A 17,601-nucleotide genomic window follows, 5' to 3' on the forward strand; every position below is an offset into this window, starting at 1 on the left:
GGACGCGACCGAGGTGGACGTCGCGGCGGCCGCCGGCACCGGCCGGCCTTCCAATGCGGCCTGCGCGCGCTGGGCTTCGGCCCGGGCACGCCGCTGCTCTTCAGCACGCGTGCTGGCGGCCAGTTCCGCGTCCGACATTTCCACTTCCTTGCCGGGCAGCAGGGTGTAGAAGTCGTACTGGGTCGGAGCCGGCTTGGCCGGTTCGGCAGGCTTGGTGGCACCCGGGCGCGGCAGTTCGGTGTCGACGTCGGTATCGGCGTCGCTCACCGGGGCCGGCTGCGCGTTCGGGTTCGGCTGCGGGCCGACCCGCAGGAAGCCGTCGCCTTCGCTCTTGAACAGGTTCGGTGCCGCCAGGAACACCACCGCCGCAATCGCCACACCGGCCACCAGCCACACCCATCCGGGTGTGCCCTGGCTGCTGTTGCGCCGTGCCTGGCTCTTGCCGCGTCGTGCTGCCATTTACTACTACTCCGGTGATTACATTTTTTCCGGGGCGGAAACGCCCAGGAGGTTCAGACCATTGGCCAGCACCTGACGCGCCGCGCAGGCCAGCGTGAGCTTGGCATTGCGCTCGGCGTCGTCAGCCACCAGCACCTGGGTGCCGTGATACCACGTGTGGAATGCGTGCGCCAATTCACGCAGGTACTGCGCGATCAGGTGCGGTTCCAGTGCAATACCCGCCGCTTCCACCACTTCCGGGAAGCGCGACATTTCCACCATCAGCCACAGCGAGGCTTCATCGCCCAGGGTGGCCAACGAAGCAACATCGCCCTGGCTGAAGCTCAGGCCCTTTTCCTGGGCCTGGCGCAGCAGGCTGCACACGCGGGCGTGCGCATACTGCACGTAGAACACCGGGTTGTCATTGCTCTGCTGGCGGGCCAGGTCGATATCGAAGGTCAGCTGCGAATCCGGCTTGCGCGCGATCAGGAACCAGCGCACGGCGTCGCGGCCCGTTTCTTCAATCAGGTCGCGCAGGGTCAGGTAGCCGCCAGCGCGCTTGCCCAGCTTCACTTCCTCGCCGCCGCGCATCACCGTCACCATCTGGTGCAGCACGTATTCCGGCCAGCCCTTCGGAATGCCCACGTCCAGCGCCTGCAGGCCGGCGCGCACGCGCGCCAGCGAGCCGTGGTGGTCCGCACCCAGTTCGGTGATGGCGCGCTCATAGCCGCGCTGCCACTTGCTCAGGTGGTAGGCCACGTCCGGCAGGAAGTAGGTGTAGGTGCCGTCGGACTTGCGCATCACGCGGTCCTTGTCGTCACCGAAGTCGGTCGAGCGCAGCCACAGCGCGCCGCCTTCCTCATAGGTGTGGCCGGCCGCGTTGAGCTGGGCCACGGTCTCCTCGACCTTGCCGTCCTTGTACAGCGAGCTCTCCAGGAAGTAGATGTCGAAATCCACCCCGAATGCCGCCAGGTCCAGGTTCTGCTCGTTGCGCAGGTAGGCCACGGCAAAGCGGCGGATGCCGTCCAGGTTGTCCGGGTCGCGCTCGCCGACCACGGTGTGGCCTTCCAGCTCGACCTTGGCCCCGGCCAGGTAGGCATCGGCCACGTCCTGGATGTAGTCGCCGCGGTAGCCCGCTTCCGGCCAGCCGGCGTCGTCCGGCTTCAGGCCCTTGGCGCGGGCCTGGGTGGACAGGGCCAGGTTCTCGATCTGCACGCCGGCGTCGTTGTAATAGAACTCGCGCTTGGCATTCCAGCCGTTGGCGTCCAGCAGGCGCGCCAGGCAGTCGCCGATGGCGGCGGCGCGGCCGTGACCGACGTGCAGCGGACCGGTCGGGTTGGCCGACACGTATTCCACGCCGACGGTGCGACCGTTGCCGTTCAGGTTGTGGCCGTAATCGGCCCCTTCCTTCAGCACGAAGGCGGCTTCACGCTGGTAGGCGCTGGCAGCCAGGCGGAAATTGATGAAGCCCGGGCCGGCAATGTCCACGCCGGTCACGTCGTCGCTCTTCGGCAGGGCATCGACCAGGGCCTGGGCCACGGCGCGCGGATTGCTGCGCGCGGCTTTGGCCAGCAGCATCGCGGCATTGGTGGCGAAATCGCCGTGCTCACGGGTCTTCGGGCGTTCCACCACGAAGTCCGGGGTGAGGGTATCGGCCGGCAGCGTACCGTTGGCACGCAGGGCTTCAATGCCCTGGTTGATCAGGGCGCGGAGGAGATTTTTCACAAGGCCTGCTTTGAGACGGGAGCGGCGGAATCGGCAATTTTAGCCCAGATGGGCCCCAAACCATTGAACCGCCCCCCAGCAAGGGGACCTGACCACCCCGTTCAGCCTCAAACCCGCCCCAGCCACCCCCGCTCGGCCATCGACACCGGCTCCCCTTCCCCAACCACGATATGGTCCAGCAGCCGGACCCCGACCAGCTGCAATGCCGCCTGCAGTTCCACGGTGACATGCCGGTCGGCCGCCGAAGGCTCGGCATGCCCGGACGGGTGGTTGTGGCCGACGATGACCGCCGCCGCGTTGTGCAGCAGGGCGTGGCGGGCGACTTCACGGGGGTAGACCCCGGACGCGTCGATCGTGCCCGAGAAGAGCTCTTCGAAGGCCAGCATGCGGTGGCGGTTGTCGAGGAAGAGGGCGGCGAATACCTCCACCGGCCGGCCGCGCAGACGCTGCTTGAAGTACTGTCGGGCAGCGAGCGGATCGCTGAGCAGTTCGCCTTTGGCGAGCTTCGCCGAGAGATGACGCCGGGCCAGCTCCAGACTCGCCACCAGCATGCAGGCCTTGGCCATGCCGAGCCCCGGCAACTTCGACAGGTCCTTGGCCGGCATGTCGAGCAACTTCCGGAGCGGACCGTGGTGCTCCAGCAGCTCGCGCGCGATGTCCATGACGTGGCGTCCCTTCTGGCCGGTCATCAACAATAGAGCCACAAGCTGGGTATCGCTCAATGCCGCCGGTCCGTTGGCGATCAGGCTCTCCCGAGGGCGCTCGTCCTTTGGCCAGTCACTGACGTTCGGCATCACGCTTGCGTGCCTTGTACTTCCGATCGGCCAATACTGAGTAGATGCCAGTTGCGAGGCCGAGGATTGAAATCACGACTGAGGCGACGACCACGAACGTTGTCATCTCTTTTCTCCTGTTTGCTGATTGGCTGATGTGGAAAACCAGCTGCAATCGACAATGCATGATGTTGTCTCGCAGCTGCGGATGGACGCTACGCTCTCCATCAAGCAGCCGCGAGGCCGTGAGCGACATCGGCCTGAAAGTTGCCTCCAAACCCGGAGTTTTCGATGGGGTGCGATTCGATCCGGCGGACGCGCCTGTGTCGCCAATAGTCTCGATGCGCTGATGCTGGCGATTTGTACGATTGACGGAGGATCGCGCGCCTCATAGTCTCCGGCTCGTCGAGGTAACTCGACCTACGAGACTGCACGCGATTCATAGACACAGTCTGTGCGCTAGCTGCAGCAGGCGGGCCAGGTGATGACAAACCTGGCCAACGTCTTAAAAAAGGCCCTCGGCAAACGCTGCCCAGGGCTCTGTCTCAAACTGCTCTTTACTGCGCAGCACCCTTCCCCGGCCCGCGATACCGCGACAGCCAATGCGCATACGGTGCAGGCAGCGTCCACGCCGGATTCTCCTCACCCAGCGCAATCGCCAACTGGTACGGGTAATGCGGATTGGCCAGATGCGCGCGCGCGATCAGCACCAGATCCATGCTGCCCTCGGCCACCGCCTTCTCCGCCATGTGCGGATCATCAATGCACCAACTGGCCGCCACCGGCATCTGCGCGTCGTGCTTCAACCGCGCGGCCACCGGCACGAAGAATCCCGGGCCCCACGGTGCCTTGCTGTTCAACGTGGAGAAACCAATGCTGGCATCGATCAGGTCCAGCCCGCCGTCGCGCATCTGACGCACCAGCTGTGCGGCTTCGGGATAGAAGCTTTCGTCGCTGCCGTCGTACTCCACCACGCCAAAGCGTGCGGTCAGCGGCAGGTGTTCCGGCCACACCGCGCGCACGGCGGCCAGGGTTTCCAGGAGGAACCGGCCACGGTTGCCGGCACTACCGCCGTACTGATCCGTGCGCCGGTTGGCCACCGGCGAGAAGAAGCTCTGCGCCAGATATCCGTGCGCGAAGTGCAGCTCCAGCCACTGGAAACCGGCCGCAAGTGCACGCTTGGCAGCAGCGACGAAGTCAGACTGTACCCGGGCAATGTCATCCAGCGTCATCGCACGGGGCACCTTCGGCAGGCCCGCGCCGAAGGCAATCGCGGAAGGGGCGAGCGTCGGCCAGCCGCGGCGGTCGTCCTCGGCAATGTGGTCATCGCCTTCCCACGGCAGGTTGGCGCTGGCCTTGCGACCGGCGTGGCCGATCTGGATGCCGGGCACCGCGCCGGCGGCTTTGATAGCGCTGGCGACCCGCGCCATGCCCTCAATGTGTCCGTCTTCCCACAGGCCGGCGCAGCCGGGCGTGATGCGACCTTCCGGCGACACCGCGGTGGCTTCCACGATCACCAGGCCGGCTCCGCCTCGGGCCATGCCGGCGTAGTGGGGCGCGTGCCAATCGCTCAGGTAGCCCTCATGGGCCGAGTACTGGCACATCGGCGGGATGGCGATGCGGTTGCGCAGGGTGACGTCTTTCAGCTGGAACGGGGTAAACAGGGCGGCCATCAGGTTCTCAGGTAGGGGAGCTTCACCTGATAAGGGTAGGGACCGCGCACCCATTGGTGCTCTAATGGCGCCTTATCCTTTGGATAAGAGTTCGTTATGCAGAACCCACAGTGGTTGCGCTCGTTCGCAGCGGTCGCCGGCACCGGTGGCTTTACCCGTGCCGCCCATGCGCTGGGGCTTACCCAGGCTGCGGTCAGTCAGCATGTCCGGCAACTGGAGGCCGAACTGGGCCCGCTGTTCATCCGCCGGCCGCGGCAGGTCGAACTGACCCCCGCAGGCGTCGCGCTGCTGACCTACGTGCAGGAAACCGAGCGCGCCGAGCGCCGCCTGCGGGCGAGCCTGAGTGACGCGGTCACCGACGTGGGCGAGGTGAGCTTCATCACCCCGGGCAGCGTCGGGCTGGCGCTCTATCCCATCTTGCTGGACTACCAGCGCAACCATCCGGGATTGTGCATCCGGCATCGCTTTGCCCCCGATCCCGACATCCTGCAGGCGGTGCTGCAGAAGCAGTACGAGCTCGGGCTTGTCACGCTCAAGCCAGATGATCCTCGCCTGCTCGCCACCCCATTCACCGAGGAATCATTGGAACTGGTGGTACCCGCAGGCGAAGTGGCGGAGCAGTGGTCCGATCTGCAGCGACTGGGCTTCATCGATCATCCGGACGGCCGCGCCATGGCCACCCGACTGCTCTCGCGACGCTACCCGGGCAATCCGGGCATCGGCACGCTGCCGGTGCATGGCTTCACCAACCAGGTGGCGCTGATTCTCGAACCGGTGGCACGCGGGCTGGGCTTCACCGTCATCCCGCGCCACGCCCGCGAATCGTTCGCACAGCCGGACGCGCTTCGCGTGGTGGACTGCGGCGAGCCGGTGGTCGATACGTTGTGGCTGATCCATCGCGCCGAGTGGCCGCTGTCGGGTCCGGCGCGATGGTTGGTGGAGCAGCTGCGGGGCGTGCCGAGGTTTCAGCTGGGCCGGTGCAGTGCGCCGACAACGTAGGGCGTGCTCACCCGTTCCCGCTCAGCGCCAGACCGCGACCGCCTTCCCTCGACTGTCTGGAACGGTAGACGAACCGTTGCCTGGTTCGCTGCGCTCTGGACCATCCGACAGGCATCCCCGGAAGTATCGGGTAGATCGGCCGCAGCGGCGAGGGAAGGCAGCAGGCTCAGCAGGATCGAGAGAGCCTGCACGTGGACGGAGTTTCGCATCGGGACTTCCTGGTCGTGTCGAGTCCGGACAAGCTGCCTCGACGGGACCCGCCGGTACAGTAGCCGTGCGACAGAATCTCCTTTTTTCCGACGAACCGCCCGATGCAGGGAGCGGCCCCTGGGCCGCGCTACCATGGCTGTCTCTTCTCAGCGTGCATCCAGGTGACACATGCTCAATCACGTCATGGTCGGCTCCAACGACATCGAACGCTCAAAGGCCTTCTACAACGCCGTGCTGGGCGGCGTGTTCGGAGCCCGCGAGCCGTATGAGAACCGCGCCGATTCCGGCCATGTCCGCCTGTTCTACCGCCACGACGGCAGCAGCTTCTGTGTCAGCCAGCCCATCAATGACGAGCCGGCCACGGCCGCCAACGGAGCCACCATCGGCTTCAAGTGCACGTCGCCCGAACAGGTCCAGGCGTTCCACGATACCGCAGTGGCTGCCGGCGGAACCTCCATAGAGGCCCCGCCGGGACTGCGTGAGAGCAACATGGGCGCAGCGTGGCTGGCCTACGTGCGCGATCCGGATGGGAACAAGCTGTGCGCGATCTACCGGCCGGCGTAAACCCCACGCAACCCGCTATCCCGGATTCTTCGGCCCGATGTCCAGTTGCCAGCAGTAGCCGCCCTCCTTCCAGATGCGGGCGACCTGGCGTGCGCGGTTGACGGCAACGCGGATTTCGCACTCCGAGCGCCGCGTTACATCGCCATACGACTCGACGTGAACCAGTCGCCCGTCCTGCGGACCGGTGTAGGTTCCGAGGGCTTCGCGGCTGGTGTGCGCGGTGTTGCGGGCATACACCAGAACCACTACTTGTTTGCCCACATCGGTTTCGATCCGATTTGGCGCGCCGAACTGGCTCACGGCCTCGCTTACCGGACGCCCCTTCCAAGCCGCATTCGCCCGCATGTCAGACAGGTTGGGCATGCTCAAGCATGTGGTGGGCGCGATCAGCGCTACTGCGAGCGAGAGTATCCTTTTCATTTCATGCTTCTCCCATTGCAGCGTCAGGTAGCGGCGACTCATGAGCCGAAGTCATTTCAGCGGCATCCGGTCAAGCGCGTCATCAATCTGCTGCAGGATGTCGCCCCTGGGGTGTTCGCCATGCAGAACTGTGAAGTAGACCCGGGCCGCGTTGATCATCCCCGGCATCTGCATCTTTCCGATCGGCACCGTTCCGATTCGGACCCGCGACTCCGGCATGCAGACGAAGTCGCGGCTGTTGCTCAACCATTGGTCGGCGGCGGCCTGCCAGTCCGATGACGCCTGCAAAGGAGTGGTTTCACTGGGATTGTCCCGCATCTCATCGGCCCGCTTGATCCGCACCCGTGCCTGGGCGCAGTCAACGTCTACCTGATAGACCGTCAGCTTCGGAGTCTGGCGACTCTGGTAGATCTGGTGCACGCTCAGGGTAAGGGTGCCATCGGCATTCTTGACGATGTGAGCAGGATCGGCGTCAACCACGAACATCTCCTTGTTTGGAGACTTGCCCTGATGGTGGACGATCCAGTAATCCCCGTCGGCCTGGATCTGCGCCTGCGCGGCAAGCGGGCTGCAAAGCAGCAGAACAGGCAGCAGATGCCTGAAGGAAACGCGCATGACGGGTCAGTCCTTGGCCTTAGTGAGGGTCGCGGTCCCCAAACACGCCGCAACCTGGATGGCCTGGAAAACTAGAGGGCAACCCCGGGGGTGTCAATCAGACTTCTCTGACACGTCTGTCGGTTTTCACCGCTCATAACCAGAAATCCCCCACTCATGCCCCTGGCGCATCAGGGCCGCCACATCGCATCGGGTAAGCTAGCGGCCTCAGATCTACAGGAATTCCGCAGGTGGCTGACTCCCCCCAGGCATCCCCGGCGCAGACGCGCCCGCTGGACGGCCAGAAGCTGTTGTTGTGCGTGGGTGGCGGCATCGCGGCCTACAAGTCGCTGGACCTTGTGAGACGCCTGCGCGACGCCGGTGCCCAGGTCCAGGTCGCCATGACCGCCGGTGCCCAGCAGTTCGTCACCCCATTGAGCTTCCAGGCCCTGTCGGGTCAGCCCACCCGCACGACCCTGTGGGACAGCGCGGCCGAGCAGGCCATGGGCCACATCGAGCTGGCCCGCTGGGCCGATCGCATCGTGGTCGCGCCGGCGACCGCGGACCTGCTGGCGCGGCTGGCAAACGGCCACGCCGACGACCTGGTCACCACGCTCTGTCTGGCCACCACCGCGCCGCTCACCGTGTGCCCGGCCATGAACCACCGCATGTGGCTGCACCCGGCCACCCAGGCCAACATCGGCCTGCTGCGCGAGCGTGGCGCACAGGTGATCGGTCCGGAAGATGGCCCGCTCGCCGAAGGCGAGTCCGGCCCGGGCCGGCTCAGCGAGCCGCATCAGATCGTCGCCGCGCTCGCCGCGTTGCAGGTACCCGCCAGCGCCGAGCCCGCATCGCAGGAACTGCAGGGCCTGCGCGTGGTCATCAGCGCTGGCCCCACCTACGAAGACCTTGACCCGGTGCGCTACGTCGGCAACCGCAGCAGCGGCAAGATGGGCTATGCCCTGGCCGCCGCCGCCGCACGCCAGGGCGCACAGGTCGTGCTGGTCAGCGGACCGGTGCATCTGGCCACGCCGCCCGGCGTGCAGCGCGTGGACGTGCGCTCGGCCGCGCAGATGCGCAGCGCGGTGCTGGATGCGCTGCCGGCAGACATCTATATAGGTGCCGCCGCGGTCTCGGATTACACGCCGCGCCAGATCGCACCACAAAAGCTGAAGAAGACCGCAGGTACGCAGACGTTGACGCTGGAACTGGTGCGCACGCCGGACATCCTGGCCGAAGTGGCGCAGCAGACCAACGCGCTCAAGCTGGTGGTCGGCTTCGCAGCCGAAACCCACGACGTGGAGAAGTACGCACGCGGCAAGCTGGTCGACAAGCGGCTGGATCTGGTGATCGCCAACCAGGTCGGCATCGCCAACGGCGGCTTTGAAAGCGACGAGAACGCCGCAACGGCCTACTGGCAGGGTGGGGAACAGGCGTTCCCCGGTACCAGCAAGGCGCGCCTGGCCGAACAACTGTTGTCCCTGATAGCCCAGAGGTTGCATGCATGAGTGTTGATCCGTCGCTCCAGCCCTTGCAGGTCAAACTGCTTGACCCGCGTTTCGGCGATACCTGGCCGCTGCCGGCCTACGCCACCGAAGCCAGCGCCGGATTGGATCTACGCGCCGCACTGGAGACCGAGCTCACCCTCCAACCTGGCGACGCCGCGCTGATTCCCAGCGGCATCGCCATCCATATCGCCGATCCGAACCTGTGCGCGGTGATCCTGCCGCGCTCCGGACTGGGCCACCGCCACGGCATCGTGCTCGGCAACGGCACCGGCCTGATCGACGCCGACTACCAGGGCCCGCTGCTGATCAGCACCTGGAACCGCGGCCGCGAGGCCTTCACGGTGCAACCCGGGGACCGTATTGCACAGTTGGTGGTGATGCCGATTGCACGCGTGGGGCTTCAGGTAGTGGATACTTTCACCGACAGCGCCAGGGGAACGGGTGGATTCGGCCATACCGGGGTGCGCTGACAGGGGGTTGTAGATGAGCAAGGCAAAGGCGGAAGGCAAGCGCCAACTCAGCAGTTCGCAGAAGCAATGGCTGCTGGTGGTGCTGCTGGTGCTGCTGGCAGCGTGGTTCGTGTGGGGCGGTGTGCGCCAGTGGCAGCAGGCCTCGGCCGGCACCGCGCTGGAAGCGTCGCGTGACCAGATTTCCGATGGACTGCTGGCCGCGTGGAGCGGGCAGGTCTCCCAGCTGCAGAAGGTGCTCAAGAGCGAGCGTGTCAGCGCCGCGCTGGCCAAGGGCGATGCGGACGCGGTGGCCCTGGCGGTACGCGAAGGCTGGCCGGGTACCGAAGAAGTGCAGGTGCTGCCTGCCGCGCTCGATGCCGCCTACGCCGACCCCAAAGCCTTTGGTTATGCCCGCCTGGCGCTGCTGGAGGCTGCTCAATCGTCGGAGGCCGTCGCAGCCCGCGTGGTGCGTGATGCCGGTGGCCAGCGCCTGGGCCTGGCGGCACCGGTGCAGCTGGGACCGCAGGGGCCTGCCGTGGTGTACGTACGCCAACCGCTGCTGAAACTGATCGGAACCTTCGACCAGGTGCGCGTGCCGGGCAACGGCTATCTGGCGCTGCGCCAGGGCAGCCACAGCGTGATCGAACAGGGCGACACCGCACTGGCTTCGCGCGCGGAAGGCCTGGCCCGGCCGATCGGCAAGAGCGGCCTGCGTCTGGCTGCCGCCGTGCCGGATGTGGAGCCGGGTCCGCTGGGGCTCGGGTTCATTCCCTGCCTCATCGTCGGCGTGCTGCTGCTGGTGGTGGCGGCACTGCTCAAACTTGGCAGGGGCCGGGTCAAACTGCCGGTGCGCCGCACAGCCGCCGCAACGGTTGACGAAGGCCCGACGCTCAGCGAAAGCCTGGCGCAGGAGCCCCTGCTGGCCCCGGTCAGCGCCGACGCCGACGGCTCGAACCCGCCGCCGCTGCCCAAGGGCCCGGGCAATGAAGTGGCCGAAGACATCTTCCGTGCCTACGACATCCGCGGTGTGGTCGGGCGCGAACTGACCCCGCCGGTGGCCGCGCTGATCGGCCAGGCCATCGGCTCGGTGCTGCAGGTGCAGGGGCTGCGTGACATCGTGGTCGGCCGCGACGGTCGGCTGTCCGGGCCCGAGCTCAGCAACAGCCTGATCGAAGGCCTGCGTCGCGCCGGCTGCAATGTCATCGACATCGGCCTGGCCCCCACGCCGGTGGTGTATTTCGCCAGCTATCACCTGCGCGCCGGCAGCTGCGTGGCGGTCACCGGCAGCCACAACCCGCCGGACTACAACGGGTTCAAGATCGTGGTCGGCGGTGAAACCCTCGCCAACGAGGCGATCACCGAGCTCTATCACCGCATCCGCAATGGCGACCTGCACGTGGCCGCCGAGCCGGGCAGCCTGCAGCAGCGCGACATCAACGCCGACTATGTGCAGCGCATCGCCGACGACGTGCAGCTGGACCGTCCGCTCAAGGTCGTGGCCGACGCCGGCAACGGCGTGGCCGGTGAGCTTGCCCAGCCGCTGCTGGAAGCGATCGGAGCCGAGGTCATCCCGCTGTACTGCGACGTGGATGGCACCTTCCCGAACCATCATCCCGACCCCAGCGACCCGCACAACCTGGAAGACCTGATCCAGACCGTGAAGCGCTTCGACGCCGACCTCGGCCTGGCCTTCGACGGCGACGGCGACCGCCTCGGCGTGGTGACCAAGGAAGGCAGAATCATCTACGCCGACCGCCTGCTGATGCTGTTCGCGGCCGACGTGCTGATGCGCAACCCGGGCGCGCTGGTCATCTATGACGTCAAGTGCAGCGGCAAGCTGTCCGACTACGTGCTGCGCAACGGTGGCAGCCCGATGATGTGGAAGACCGGCCATTCGCTGATCAAGGCGAAGATGCGCGAGACCGATGCCGAGCTGGCCGGTGAGATGAGCGGGCACTTCTTCTTCAAGGAGCGCTGGTTCGGCTTCGACGACGGCCTGTATGCCGCCGCGCGCCTGCTGGAGATCCTCGCCCAGCGTGAGGAAACCCCGTCGGAAGTGCTCGACGAGCTGCCCGACAGCGTGTCCACGCCGGAGCTGAAGGTGCCGGTGGAGTCGGGCACCCCGCATGCGCTGGTGTCGTTGTTCGTATCGGCGGCGCAGGGCGAGGAATCGCCGTTTGCCGGTGCACGCCTGTCGACCATCGACGGTCTTCGTGCGGACTTCCCGGACGGCTGGGGCCTGCTGCGCGCGTCCAACACCACACCGGTGCTGGTGCTGCGTTTTGAAGGCAACGACGAGGCGGCGCTGAACCGCATCAAGGGGCTGTTCCGCGAACAGCTGCAGCCGTTGTTGCCGGATGTGCAGTTGCCGTTCTGACCGATGTGCCGACCAACGGTCGGCACCTACCGTGTCCGGAACGCCGGTAGGTATCGACCGTTGGTCGATACCGGATCAACCGGTCAACCTTTGAACCGCAGCCCCACCCCGGGCTCGGTGAACAGATAACGCGACTCCAGCGCGGAGTCGCCCAGCTTGTGCCGCAGCTTGCCCACCAGGATGCGCAGGTAATGCGTGTCTTGCTGGTGGGTAGGGCCCCATATCTCGGCCAGGATCTGCGGCTGGGTCACCACCCGCCCGGCGTTGCGCAGCAGCAGTGACAGCAGCGCGTACTCCTTGCGGGTGAGGGCCACCGGTGCGCCATCCAGGTGCACCTCGCGCCGCACCAGGTCGATGTGCAGATGACCATCATCGAAGTGCGGCAGCGCCCCGTCGGCGCTCACCGTGCGCCAGCGCAGCAGCGCCCGGATCCGCGCCATCAGTTCCTGGATGCCGAACGGCTTGGTCACGTAGTCGTTGGCCCCGTTATCCAGCGCCTTCACCTTCTCGGTCTCGCTGGCGCGCACGGTCAGCATGATCACCGGCACCTGGCTCCACAGGCGCAGTTCGGCCAGCACCTGATGCCCCTCAAGGTCAGGCAGGCCGATGTCCAGGATCACCAGTTCGGCCCCCTCGGTGGCCAGCAGCTCCAGACCCTGCTGTCCGGTTTCCGCCTGCAGCACGCGATACCCCTGCGCGCGCAGGCTGATATCCAGGAAGCGTCGGATCTGCGCTTCGTCGTCGATCACCAGCACGCGGGCCGGTGGTACGCCTTGGGCGGCATCAGGATTCGTCGTGGTCATCAGCAGGGTGAGGTTTGAGCAGGGGCAGCGTGATCCGGATCAGGGTACCGCGTCCATCGCGACCCGGCAGTGCCTGCACACGGCCCCCATGCGCGCCGATCATGCCCTGGCAGATGGTCAGGCCCAGGCCGGTACCATGCCGGCCGCGGTCACCGCGCTCCACGGTATAGAACATGTCGAAGATGCGCGCGCGCTCGTCATCGGGAATGCCCGGGCCGGCGTCGAGCACGTCGATGCGCAGCTCGCCTTCCACCACGCGGGCCGTGACTTCCACCGCCGCGCCGGGTGGCGAGAACTTCGCGGCGTTCTCCATCACGTTGAACACCGCCTGCTCCACCAGCGCCGGGTGCACCCAGATCGGGCCCAGCGTGGCCGGAATATCCAGCTTCAGCTTCACGTCGGGCTGATAGCGCTGCAGCCGGCGTGCGGCCGAACCAATCAGCTCGTCCACGCCGATCCAGTCGCGGTTGATCTGCAGGCCCTCATGACCCAGCCGGGTCATGTCGAGCAGGTTCTGGATATAACGGTCCAGCCGCTCGCCCTCGACCAGAATGGTGCTGAGCAGGGCACGACGGTCGGTCGCGTCCATCGCGTCGGCATAACTGGACAGGCTTTCGGCCGAGCCGATCATCGCCGACAGCGGCGAACGCAGGTCGTGCGACACCGACGAAAGCAGCGCCGAGCGCAACCGTTCGGTCTCGTTGCTCACATGCGCCTTTTCCAGGTCAGCGACCAGCCGCGTACGCAGCGCCGCCTGCGCGATGTCGTCCACCATCGCCTCGGCGAGCTGTCGCTGCTCCGGCGTCAGTCGCGGCACCTCACGGGGGAAGCGCATCCCCGCAACGCCGATCGGTCTGGCCTCGCCGTCCAGCAGCGGCAGAAACCACCACTGTGCGCCGGCCAGCGTGTCGGTGAAGCGACCACTGGGCTGGCCCTGCCGCAACGCCCAGTCCGATGCGGCCAGGTCGGTCTCGGCCGGAACGCCGCTGCCGCCGGCACTGGTCTGCGCGCCGATGCGCAGCCAGGCGGGTACGTCCAGGGCCTGTTCCAGTGCCTCGCGTCCGGCCTGGGCTACCTGTTCAATGCTTGCGGCCCGGGTCAGTTGCCGCCCCAGCACCTGGCGCGCGTTGGCGTGCCGGTTGGCGGCGCGCAGCGCCACCACCTGCATGCGCAGGCGCGAGGCCAGCCGCCCCGCCACCAGCGCAGCGGCCAGGAACAGGAACACCGTGATCACCCCTTGGCGCGCGCTGATCGCAAAGGTGAAGCGCGGGGTGATGAAAAAGAAATTGTAGGCCAGGAAGCACAGCGCTGCGGCCATCACCGCCGCGCGGGTACGGCTGCGTGCGGCCACCAGCACCACCGCGACGATGAACACCATCGACAGGTCGTACAGCCCGACCCAGCGTTCGGCGATGGCGGCCACAACGCAGGCGGCCGCGGTCGCCGCCACGGCCAGCAGCGCGTCGGTGCCGGCGCTGAGCGAGGGCATGGAGAGTCCATGCCGACGTGCATGCGCACGCGCCTGCGGTGTGCCGATGATGGTGATCTCATAGTGCGCACCGCGCTGCACCAGTTGCTGGGTCAGCGTGCGGTTGAGCATGCGCGCGAACGGGCGTTCCCGGGTGCGGCCCAGCACCACCGTGGACACGCTGTTGTGCGCGGCGTGGTCCAGCAGTGCGTCGGCAATGCTGGTTCCATGCAGCAGCTCGGCCTCGCCCCCCAGCCGGCGGGCCAGCGCAAACGCGGCATCGATCTCACGCTGGGTGCTTTCGTCCCAGCGTCGGTTCTGTACGGTCACCACCGTCCAGGGGGCATCACGACGCTCGGCGATGCGCCGCCCTACGCGAACCAGGTATTCGCTCTGGCCACCGCCATCAATCGCCACCAGTACCCGGCGGCGCAGCGGCAGATTGCCTTCGCCGCGCGCCGCCCGGGTTTCGCGCAGGCTGCTGTCGACGCGGTCGGCCGCTTCCTGCATCGCCAGCTCGCGCAGCGCGGTCAGGTTGGCCGGCGAGAAGAACTGATTCAGCGCCTGCGCTGCCTGTTCGGGCACGTAGACCTTGCCCTGCTGCAGGCGCTCGATCAGTTCGCGCGGGGGCAGGTCCACCAGCACGATGTCATGCAGGCGGTCCAGCACCGCATCGGGCACGGTCTCGCTCACGCGCACGCCGGTGATCCGCATCACCACGTCGTTGAGGCTTTCCAGGTGCTGGATGTTGATCGTGGTCCAGACGTCGATGCCGGCGTCCAGCAGTTCCATCACGTCCTGCCAGCGCCGTTCGTGGCGGCTGCCGGGCACGTTGCGGTGGGCCAGTTCGTCCACCAGCACCAACGCTGGATGCCGTGCAAGCACGGCATCCAGGTCCATCTCCTGCAGGATGTGCTGCTGGTACTGGCGTTGCAGCAGCGGCACCTGTGGCAGACCCTCCAGCAGCGCCGAGGTCTCGGCGCGGCCGTGGGTTTCCACCAGCCCCACCACCACGTCTGCGCCGCGCCGCAGCTGCTCATGGGCACGGGTCAGCATGCTGTAGGTCTTGCCTACGCCGGGGGCCGCGCCCAGGAACACCGTCAGTTTGCCGCCGGCCTCGCGTTGCAGGCCTTCCACCAGGGCATCGGCCTGCCGGGTACGGGAATCAGTCATGGGAGAGGATTGTGCTCGCAACCGCGCCACAACAACATCACAGCCCCGTAGAGCCGGGCTCTGCCCGGCTGCTCTTCGCGCCATCCAACGCCACGTTCAACATCAACACATTGACCCGAGGCTGCCCCAACACCCCCCAGGTCCTGCCCTCGGTATTCGCCTCAACCAAGGCCTGCACCTGTTCCACGGTCATGCCACGCGCCTTGGCCACGCGCGCCACCTGCACGGCCGCAGCGGCCGGCGAGATGTGCGGATCCAACCCACCCCCGGACTGGGTCACCAGGTCGGCGGGCACGTCATCCACGGCAATACCCTCGCGCGCCGCCACCGCTGCGGTGGCCTCCTTCACGCGGGCCTGCAGGTCCGGGTTGGTCCGCGCCATGTTGCTGCCGGCGGCGGCCATCGGGTCATGGCTGGCCGCCGAGGGACGCGACTGGAAGTAGCCGTCGGCCACGAACGGCTGGGCCACGAGGCGCGAGCCACGCACCTGGCCGTCCTGGATCAGCAGGCTGCCATTGGCCTGGTCGGGGAACAACGCACCGGCCACGCCGGTGGTGGCCACCGCGTAGGCAAGGCCCAGTACCAGCAGGCTGGCTACACCCAGCACGAGGGCCGGACGCAGCGCGGCACCGTCCTCCAGCGCGACCGTGGTGTCGGCGCGCGAGGGCAGGGGGCGGGAAAGCGAAGCAGTCGTTGAGCGGTTCATGCGCCAAACACCATGACAAGGAAGAGATCAATCAATTTGATGGCCGCAAACGGCAGCAGCACGCCGCCCAGCCCGTACACCAGCATGTTCCGGCGCAGCAGCGCGGTCGCCGTGGCCGGGCGGAAGCGCACGCCGCGCAGCGCCAGCGGAATCAGCGCCGGAATCACCAGTGCGTTGAAGATCAGCGCCGCCAGCACCGCATTGCGCGGGCTGGACAGCCCCATCACGTTCAACGTCGCCATCGCCGGCAGCGCCGCCGCGAACAGTGCCGGCAGAATCGCGAAGTACTTGGAGACGTCGTTGGCCAGCGAGAAGGTGGTCAGCGCACCGCGTGTGATCAGCTGCTGCTTGCCTACCTCGACCACCGCCAGCAGCTTGGCCGGATCCGAATCCAGATCCACCATGTTGCCGGCTTCCTTCGCCGCCTGCGTACCCGAGTTCATCGCCAGGCCGACGTCGGCCTGGGCCAGCGCCGGGGCGTCGTTGGTGCCATCGCCCACCATCGCGACCAGTCGACCACCGGCCTGTTCGGCACGGATGCGCGCCAGTTTGTCTTCCGGGCGGGCTTCGGCGATGTAGTCGTCGACACCGGCTTCGGCCGCAATGGCTGCGGCGGTCAGCGGGTTGTCGCCGGTGATCATCACCGTGCGGATACCCATCGCGCGCAGCTGGGCGAACTTCTCGCGCATGCCGTGCTTGACCACGTCCGACAGTTCAATCACGCCCAGCACGTGGCGGCCTTCGCACACCACCAGCGGCGTGGCACCGTTGCGGGCGACCTGCTCGACACGGCCGGCCAGCTCGGCCGGCACCGTGCCACCCTGCTCGCGGACATAGGCGGTGATCGCATCGGATGCGCCCTTGCGGATACGGCGGCCACCGTCCAGGTCGACGCCGCTCATGCGGGTCTGCGCGGTGAAGGCCAGGTACTCGGCACGATCCGGTTCGGCGGCGGCGCAGCCCTGTTCGCGCGCCAGGCGCACGATGGACTTGCCTTCCGGGGTCGGGTCGGCCAGCGAGGACAGCAGCGCCGCTTCGCGCAGCTGGGCGGCGTCGATGCCCGCCAGCGCGTGGAAGTGGGTGGCCTGGCGGTCGCCATGGGTGATGGTGCCGGTCTTGTCCAGCAGCAGCACGTCGACGTCGCCGGCCACTTCCACGGCCTTGCCCGACTTGGCCAGCACGTTGGCGGCCAGCGCGCGGTTCATGCCGGCGATGCCGATGGCCGGCAGCAGGCCGCCGATGGTGGTCGGAATCAGGCAGACCAGCAGGGCGATCAGCAGCAGCGGGTCGACATTCACGCCCACGAATGAACCGATCGCAGGCAGCGTGGCCACCACCACCAGGAAGGTCAGGGTCATGGCCGCCAGCAGCAGGGTCAGCGCGATTTCATTTGGTGTTTTCTGGCGGTTGGCGCCTTCGACCAGCGCGATCATGCGGTCGAGGAAGCTGTTGCCCGGTTCGGCGGTGACTTTCACGATGATCTGGTCGGACAGCACCTTGGTGCCACCGATCACACCACTGCGGTCAGTACCGGCTTCACGCAGCACCGGGGCCGATTCACCGGTCACCGCCGCTTCGTTGATGGTGGCCAAGCCCTGCACGATCTCGCCATCGGCCGGCACCAGTTCACCGGCACTGACGATCACATGGTCGCCCGGGCGCAGTTCCGCCGCCGGGACGTGGGTCTGGCTGGCACCGGCGTGCGCCGCCGACAGACGGCG

15 protein-coding genes and 1 pseudogene are annotated in these 17,601 nt (G+C 67.0%); 5 read left to right on the forward strand and 11 right to left on the reverse strand.

Annotation, left to right across the window (positions count from 1 at the left end; translation table 11 throughout):
• The 5 genes and pseudogenes from EGJ34_RS14700 to EGJ34_RS14720 all read right to left on the reverse strand — a co-directional run.
• Positions 1–459: pseudogene (locus tag EGJ34_RS14700) on the reverse strand (sporulation protein); the annotation flags it as partial.
• Between the two features lie 18 nt (positions 460–477).
• Entirely contained in the window at positions 478–2,163 is a 1,686-nt protein-coding gene (argS, locus tag EGJ34_RS14705) for an arginine--tRNA ligase (protein WP_125361210.1), read from the reverse strand.
• A 107-nt stretch (positions 2,164–2,270) separates the two neighbouring features.
• Complete coding sequence (gene radC / locus EGJ34_RS14710; protein WP_125361211.1) at positions 2,271–2,957, reverse strand: DNA repair protein RadC; 687 nt, start codon at positions 2,955–2,957, stop codon at positions 2,271–2,273.
• Positions 2,941–3,192: a hypothetical protein gene (locus tag EGJ34_RS14715; RefSeq protein WP_125361212.1), complete on the reverse strand. Its 252-nt coding sequence runs from the start codon at positions 3,190–3,192 to the stop codon at positions 2,941–2,943. The genes radC and EGJ34_RS14715 overlap by 17 nt, the downstream gene beginning before the upstream one ends.
• A gap of 301 nt (positions 3,193–3,493) precedes the next feature.
• Complete coding sequence (locus EGJ34_RS14720; protein WP_125361213.1) at positions 3,494–4,609, reverse strand: NADH:flavin oxidoreductase/NADH oxidase; 1,116 nt, start codon at positions 4,607–4,609, stop codon at positions 3,494–3,496.
• Positions 4,610–4,705: 96 nt separating this feature from the next.
• Between EGJ34_RS14720 and EGJ34_RS14725 the strand changes: the two genes are divergently transcribed.
• Together EGJ34_RS14725 and EGJ34_RS14730 are read left to right on the forward strand one after the other, a co-directional pair.
• Positions 4,706–5,608, forward strand: coding sequence for a LysR family transcriptional regulator (locus tag EGJ34_RS14725; RefSeq protein ID WP_125361214.1), 903 nt, complete (start codon positions 4,706–4,708; stop codon positions 5,606–5,608).
• 378 nt (positions 5,609–5,986) lie between these two features.
• A complete protein-coding gene (locus tag EGJ34_RS14730) occupies positions 5,987–6,382 on the forward strand; it encodes a VOC family protein (protein ID WP_125361215.1) in 396 nt (131 codons plus the stop codon).
• Between the two features lie 15 nt (positions 6,383–6,397).
• Here the strand turns inward: EGJ34_RS14730 and EGJ34_RS14735 are convergent, their stop codons facing one another.
• Together EGJ34_RS14735 and EGJ34_RS14740 are read right to left on the reverse strand one after the other, a co-directional pair.
• Positions 6,398–6,844, reverse strand: coding sequence for a hypothetical protein (locus EGJ34_RS14735; RefSeq protein WP_185750188.1), 447 nt, complete (start codon positions 6,842–6,844; stop codon positions 6,398–6,400).
• Between the two features lie 9 nt (positions 6,845–6,853).
• Positions 6,854–7,417: a hypothetical protein gene (locus EGJ34_RS14740; protein WP_125361216.1), complete on the reverse strand. Its 564-nt coding sequence runs from the start codon at positions 7,415–7,417 to the stop codon at positions 6,854–6,856.
• Positions 7,418–7,647: 230 nt separating this feature from the next.
• Between EGJ34_RS14740 and coaBC the strand changes: the two genes are divergently transcribed.
• The 3 genes from coaBC to EGJ34_RS14755 are packed head-to-tail and all read left to right on the forward strand — an operon-like array spanning position 7,648 to position 11,730.
• A complete protein-coding gene (gene coaBC / locus EGJ34_RS14745) occupies positions 7,648–8,904 on the forward strand; it encodes a bifunctional phosphopantothenoylcysteine decarboxylase/phosphopantothenate--cysteine ligase CoaBC (protein WP_125361217.1) in 1,257 nt (418 codons plus the stop codon).
• The gene (gene dut, locus EGJ34_RS14750; RefSeq protein ID WP_125361218.1) at positions 8,901–9,374 is read left to right on the forward strand and encodes a dUTP diphosphatase; all 474 of its coding nucleotides are present in this window, start codon (positions 8,901–8,903) and stop codon (positions 9,372–9,374) included. Before coaBC ends, dut begins: the two co-directional genes overlap by 4 nt.
• Before the next feature lie 13 nt (positions 9,375–9,387).
• A complete protein-coding gene (locus EGJ34_RS14755) occupies positions 9,388–11,730 on the forward strand; it encodes a phosphomannomutase/phosphoglucomutase (RefSeq protein WP_125361219.1) in 2,343 nt (780 codons plus the stop codon).
• Between the two features lie 83 nt (positions 11,731–11,813).
• Here the strand turns inward: EGJ34_RS14755 and EGJ34_RS14760 are convergent, their stop codons facing one another.
• The 4 genes from EGJ34_RS14760 to kdpB all read right to left on the reverse strand — a co-directional run.
• On the reverse strand, positions 11,814–12,533 hold the full coding sequence (locus tag EGJ34_RS14760; RefSeq protein ID WP_125361220.1) for a response regulator transcription factor: 720 nt from the start codon (positions 12,531–12,533) through the stop codon (positions 11,814–11,816).
• Positions 12,514–15,174, reverse strand: coding sequence for a sensor histidine kinase KdpD (locus EGJ34_RS14765; RefSeq protein ID WP_125361221.1), 2,661 nt, complete (start codon positions 15,172–15,174; stop codon positions 12,514–12,516). The genes EGJ34_RS14760 and EGJ34_RS14765 overlap by 20 nt, the downstream gene beginning before the upstream one ends.
• A 37-nt stretch (positions 15,175–15,211) precedes the next feature.
• Positions 15,212–15,880, reverse strand: a complete 669-nt coding sequence (gene kdpC / locus EGJ34_RS14770; protein WP_125361222.1) for a potassium-transporting ATPase subunit KdpC — start codon at positions 15,878–15,880, stop codon at positions 15,212–15,214.
• A partial coding sequence (kdpB, locus tag EGJ34_RS14775; RefSeq protein ID WP_125361223.1) for a potassium-transporting ATPase subunit KdpB occupies positions 15,877–17,601 on the reverse strand: 1,725 nt, incomplete at its 5' end. The genes kdpB and kdpC, both read right to left, overlap by 4 nt.

Source organism: Stenotrophomonas sp. 278, from assembly GCF_003935715.1.
Classification (GTDB): Bacteria; Pseudomonadota; Gammaproteobacteria; order Xanthomonadales; family Xanthomonadaceae; genus Stenotrophomonas; species Stenotrophomonas maltophilia_AH.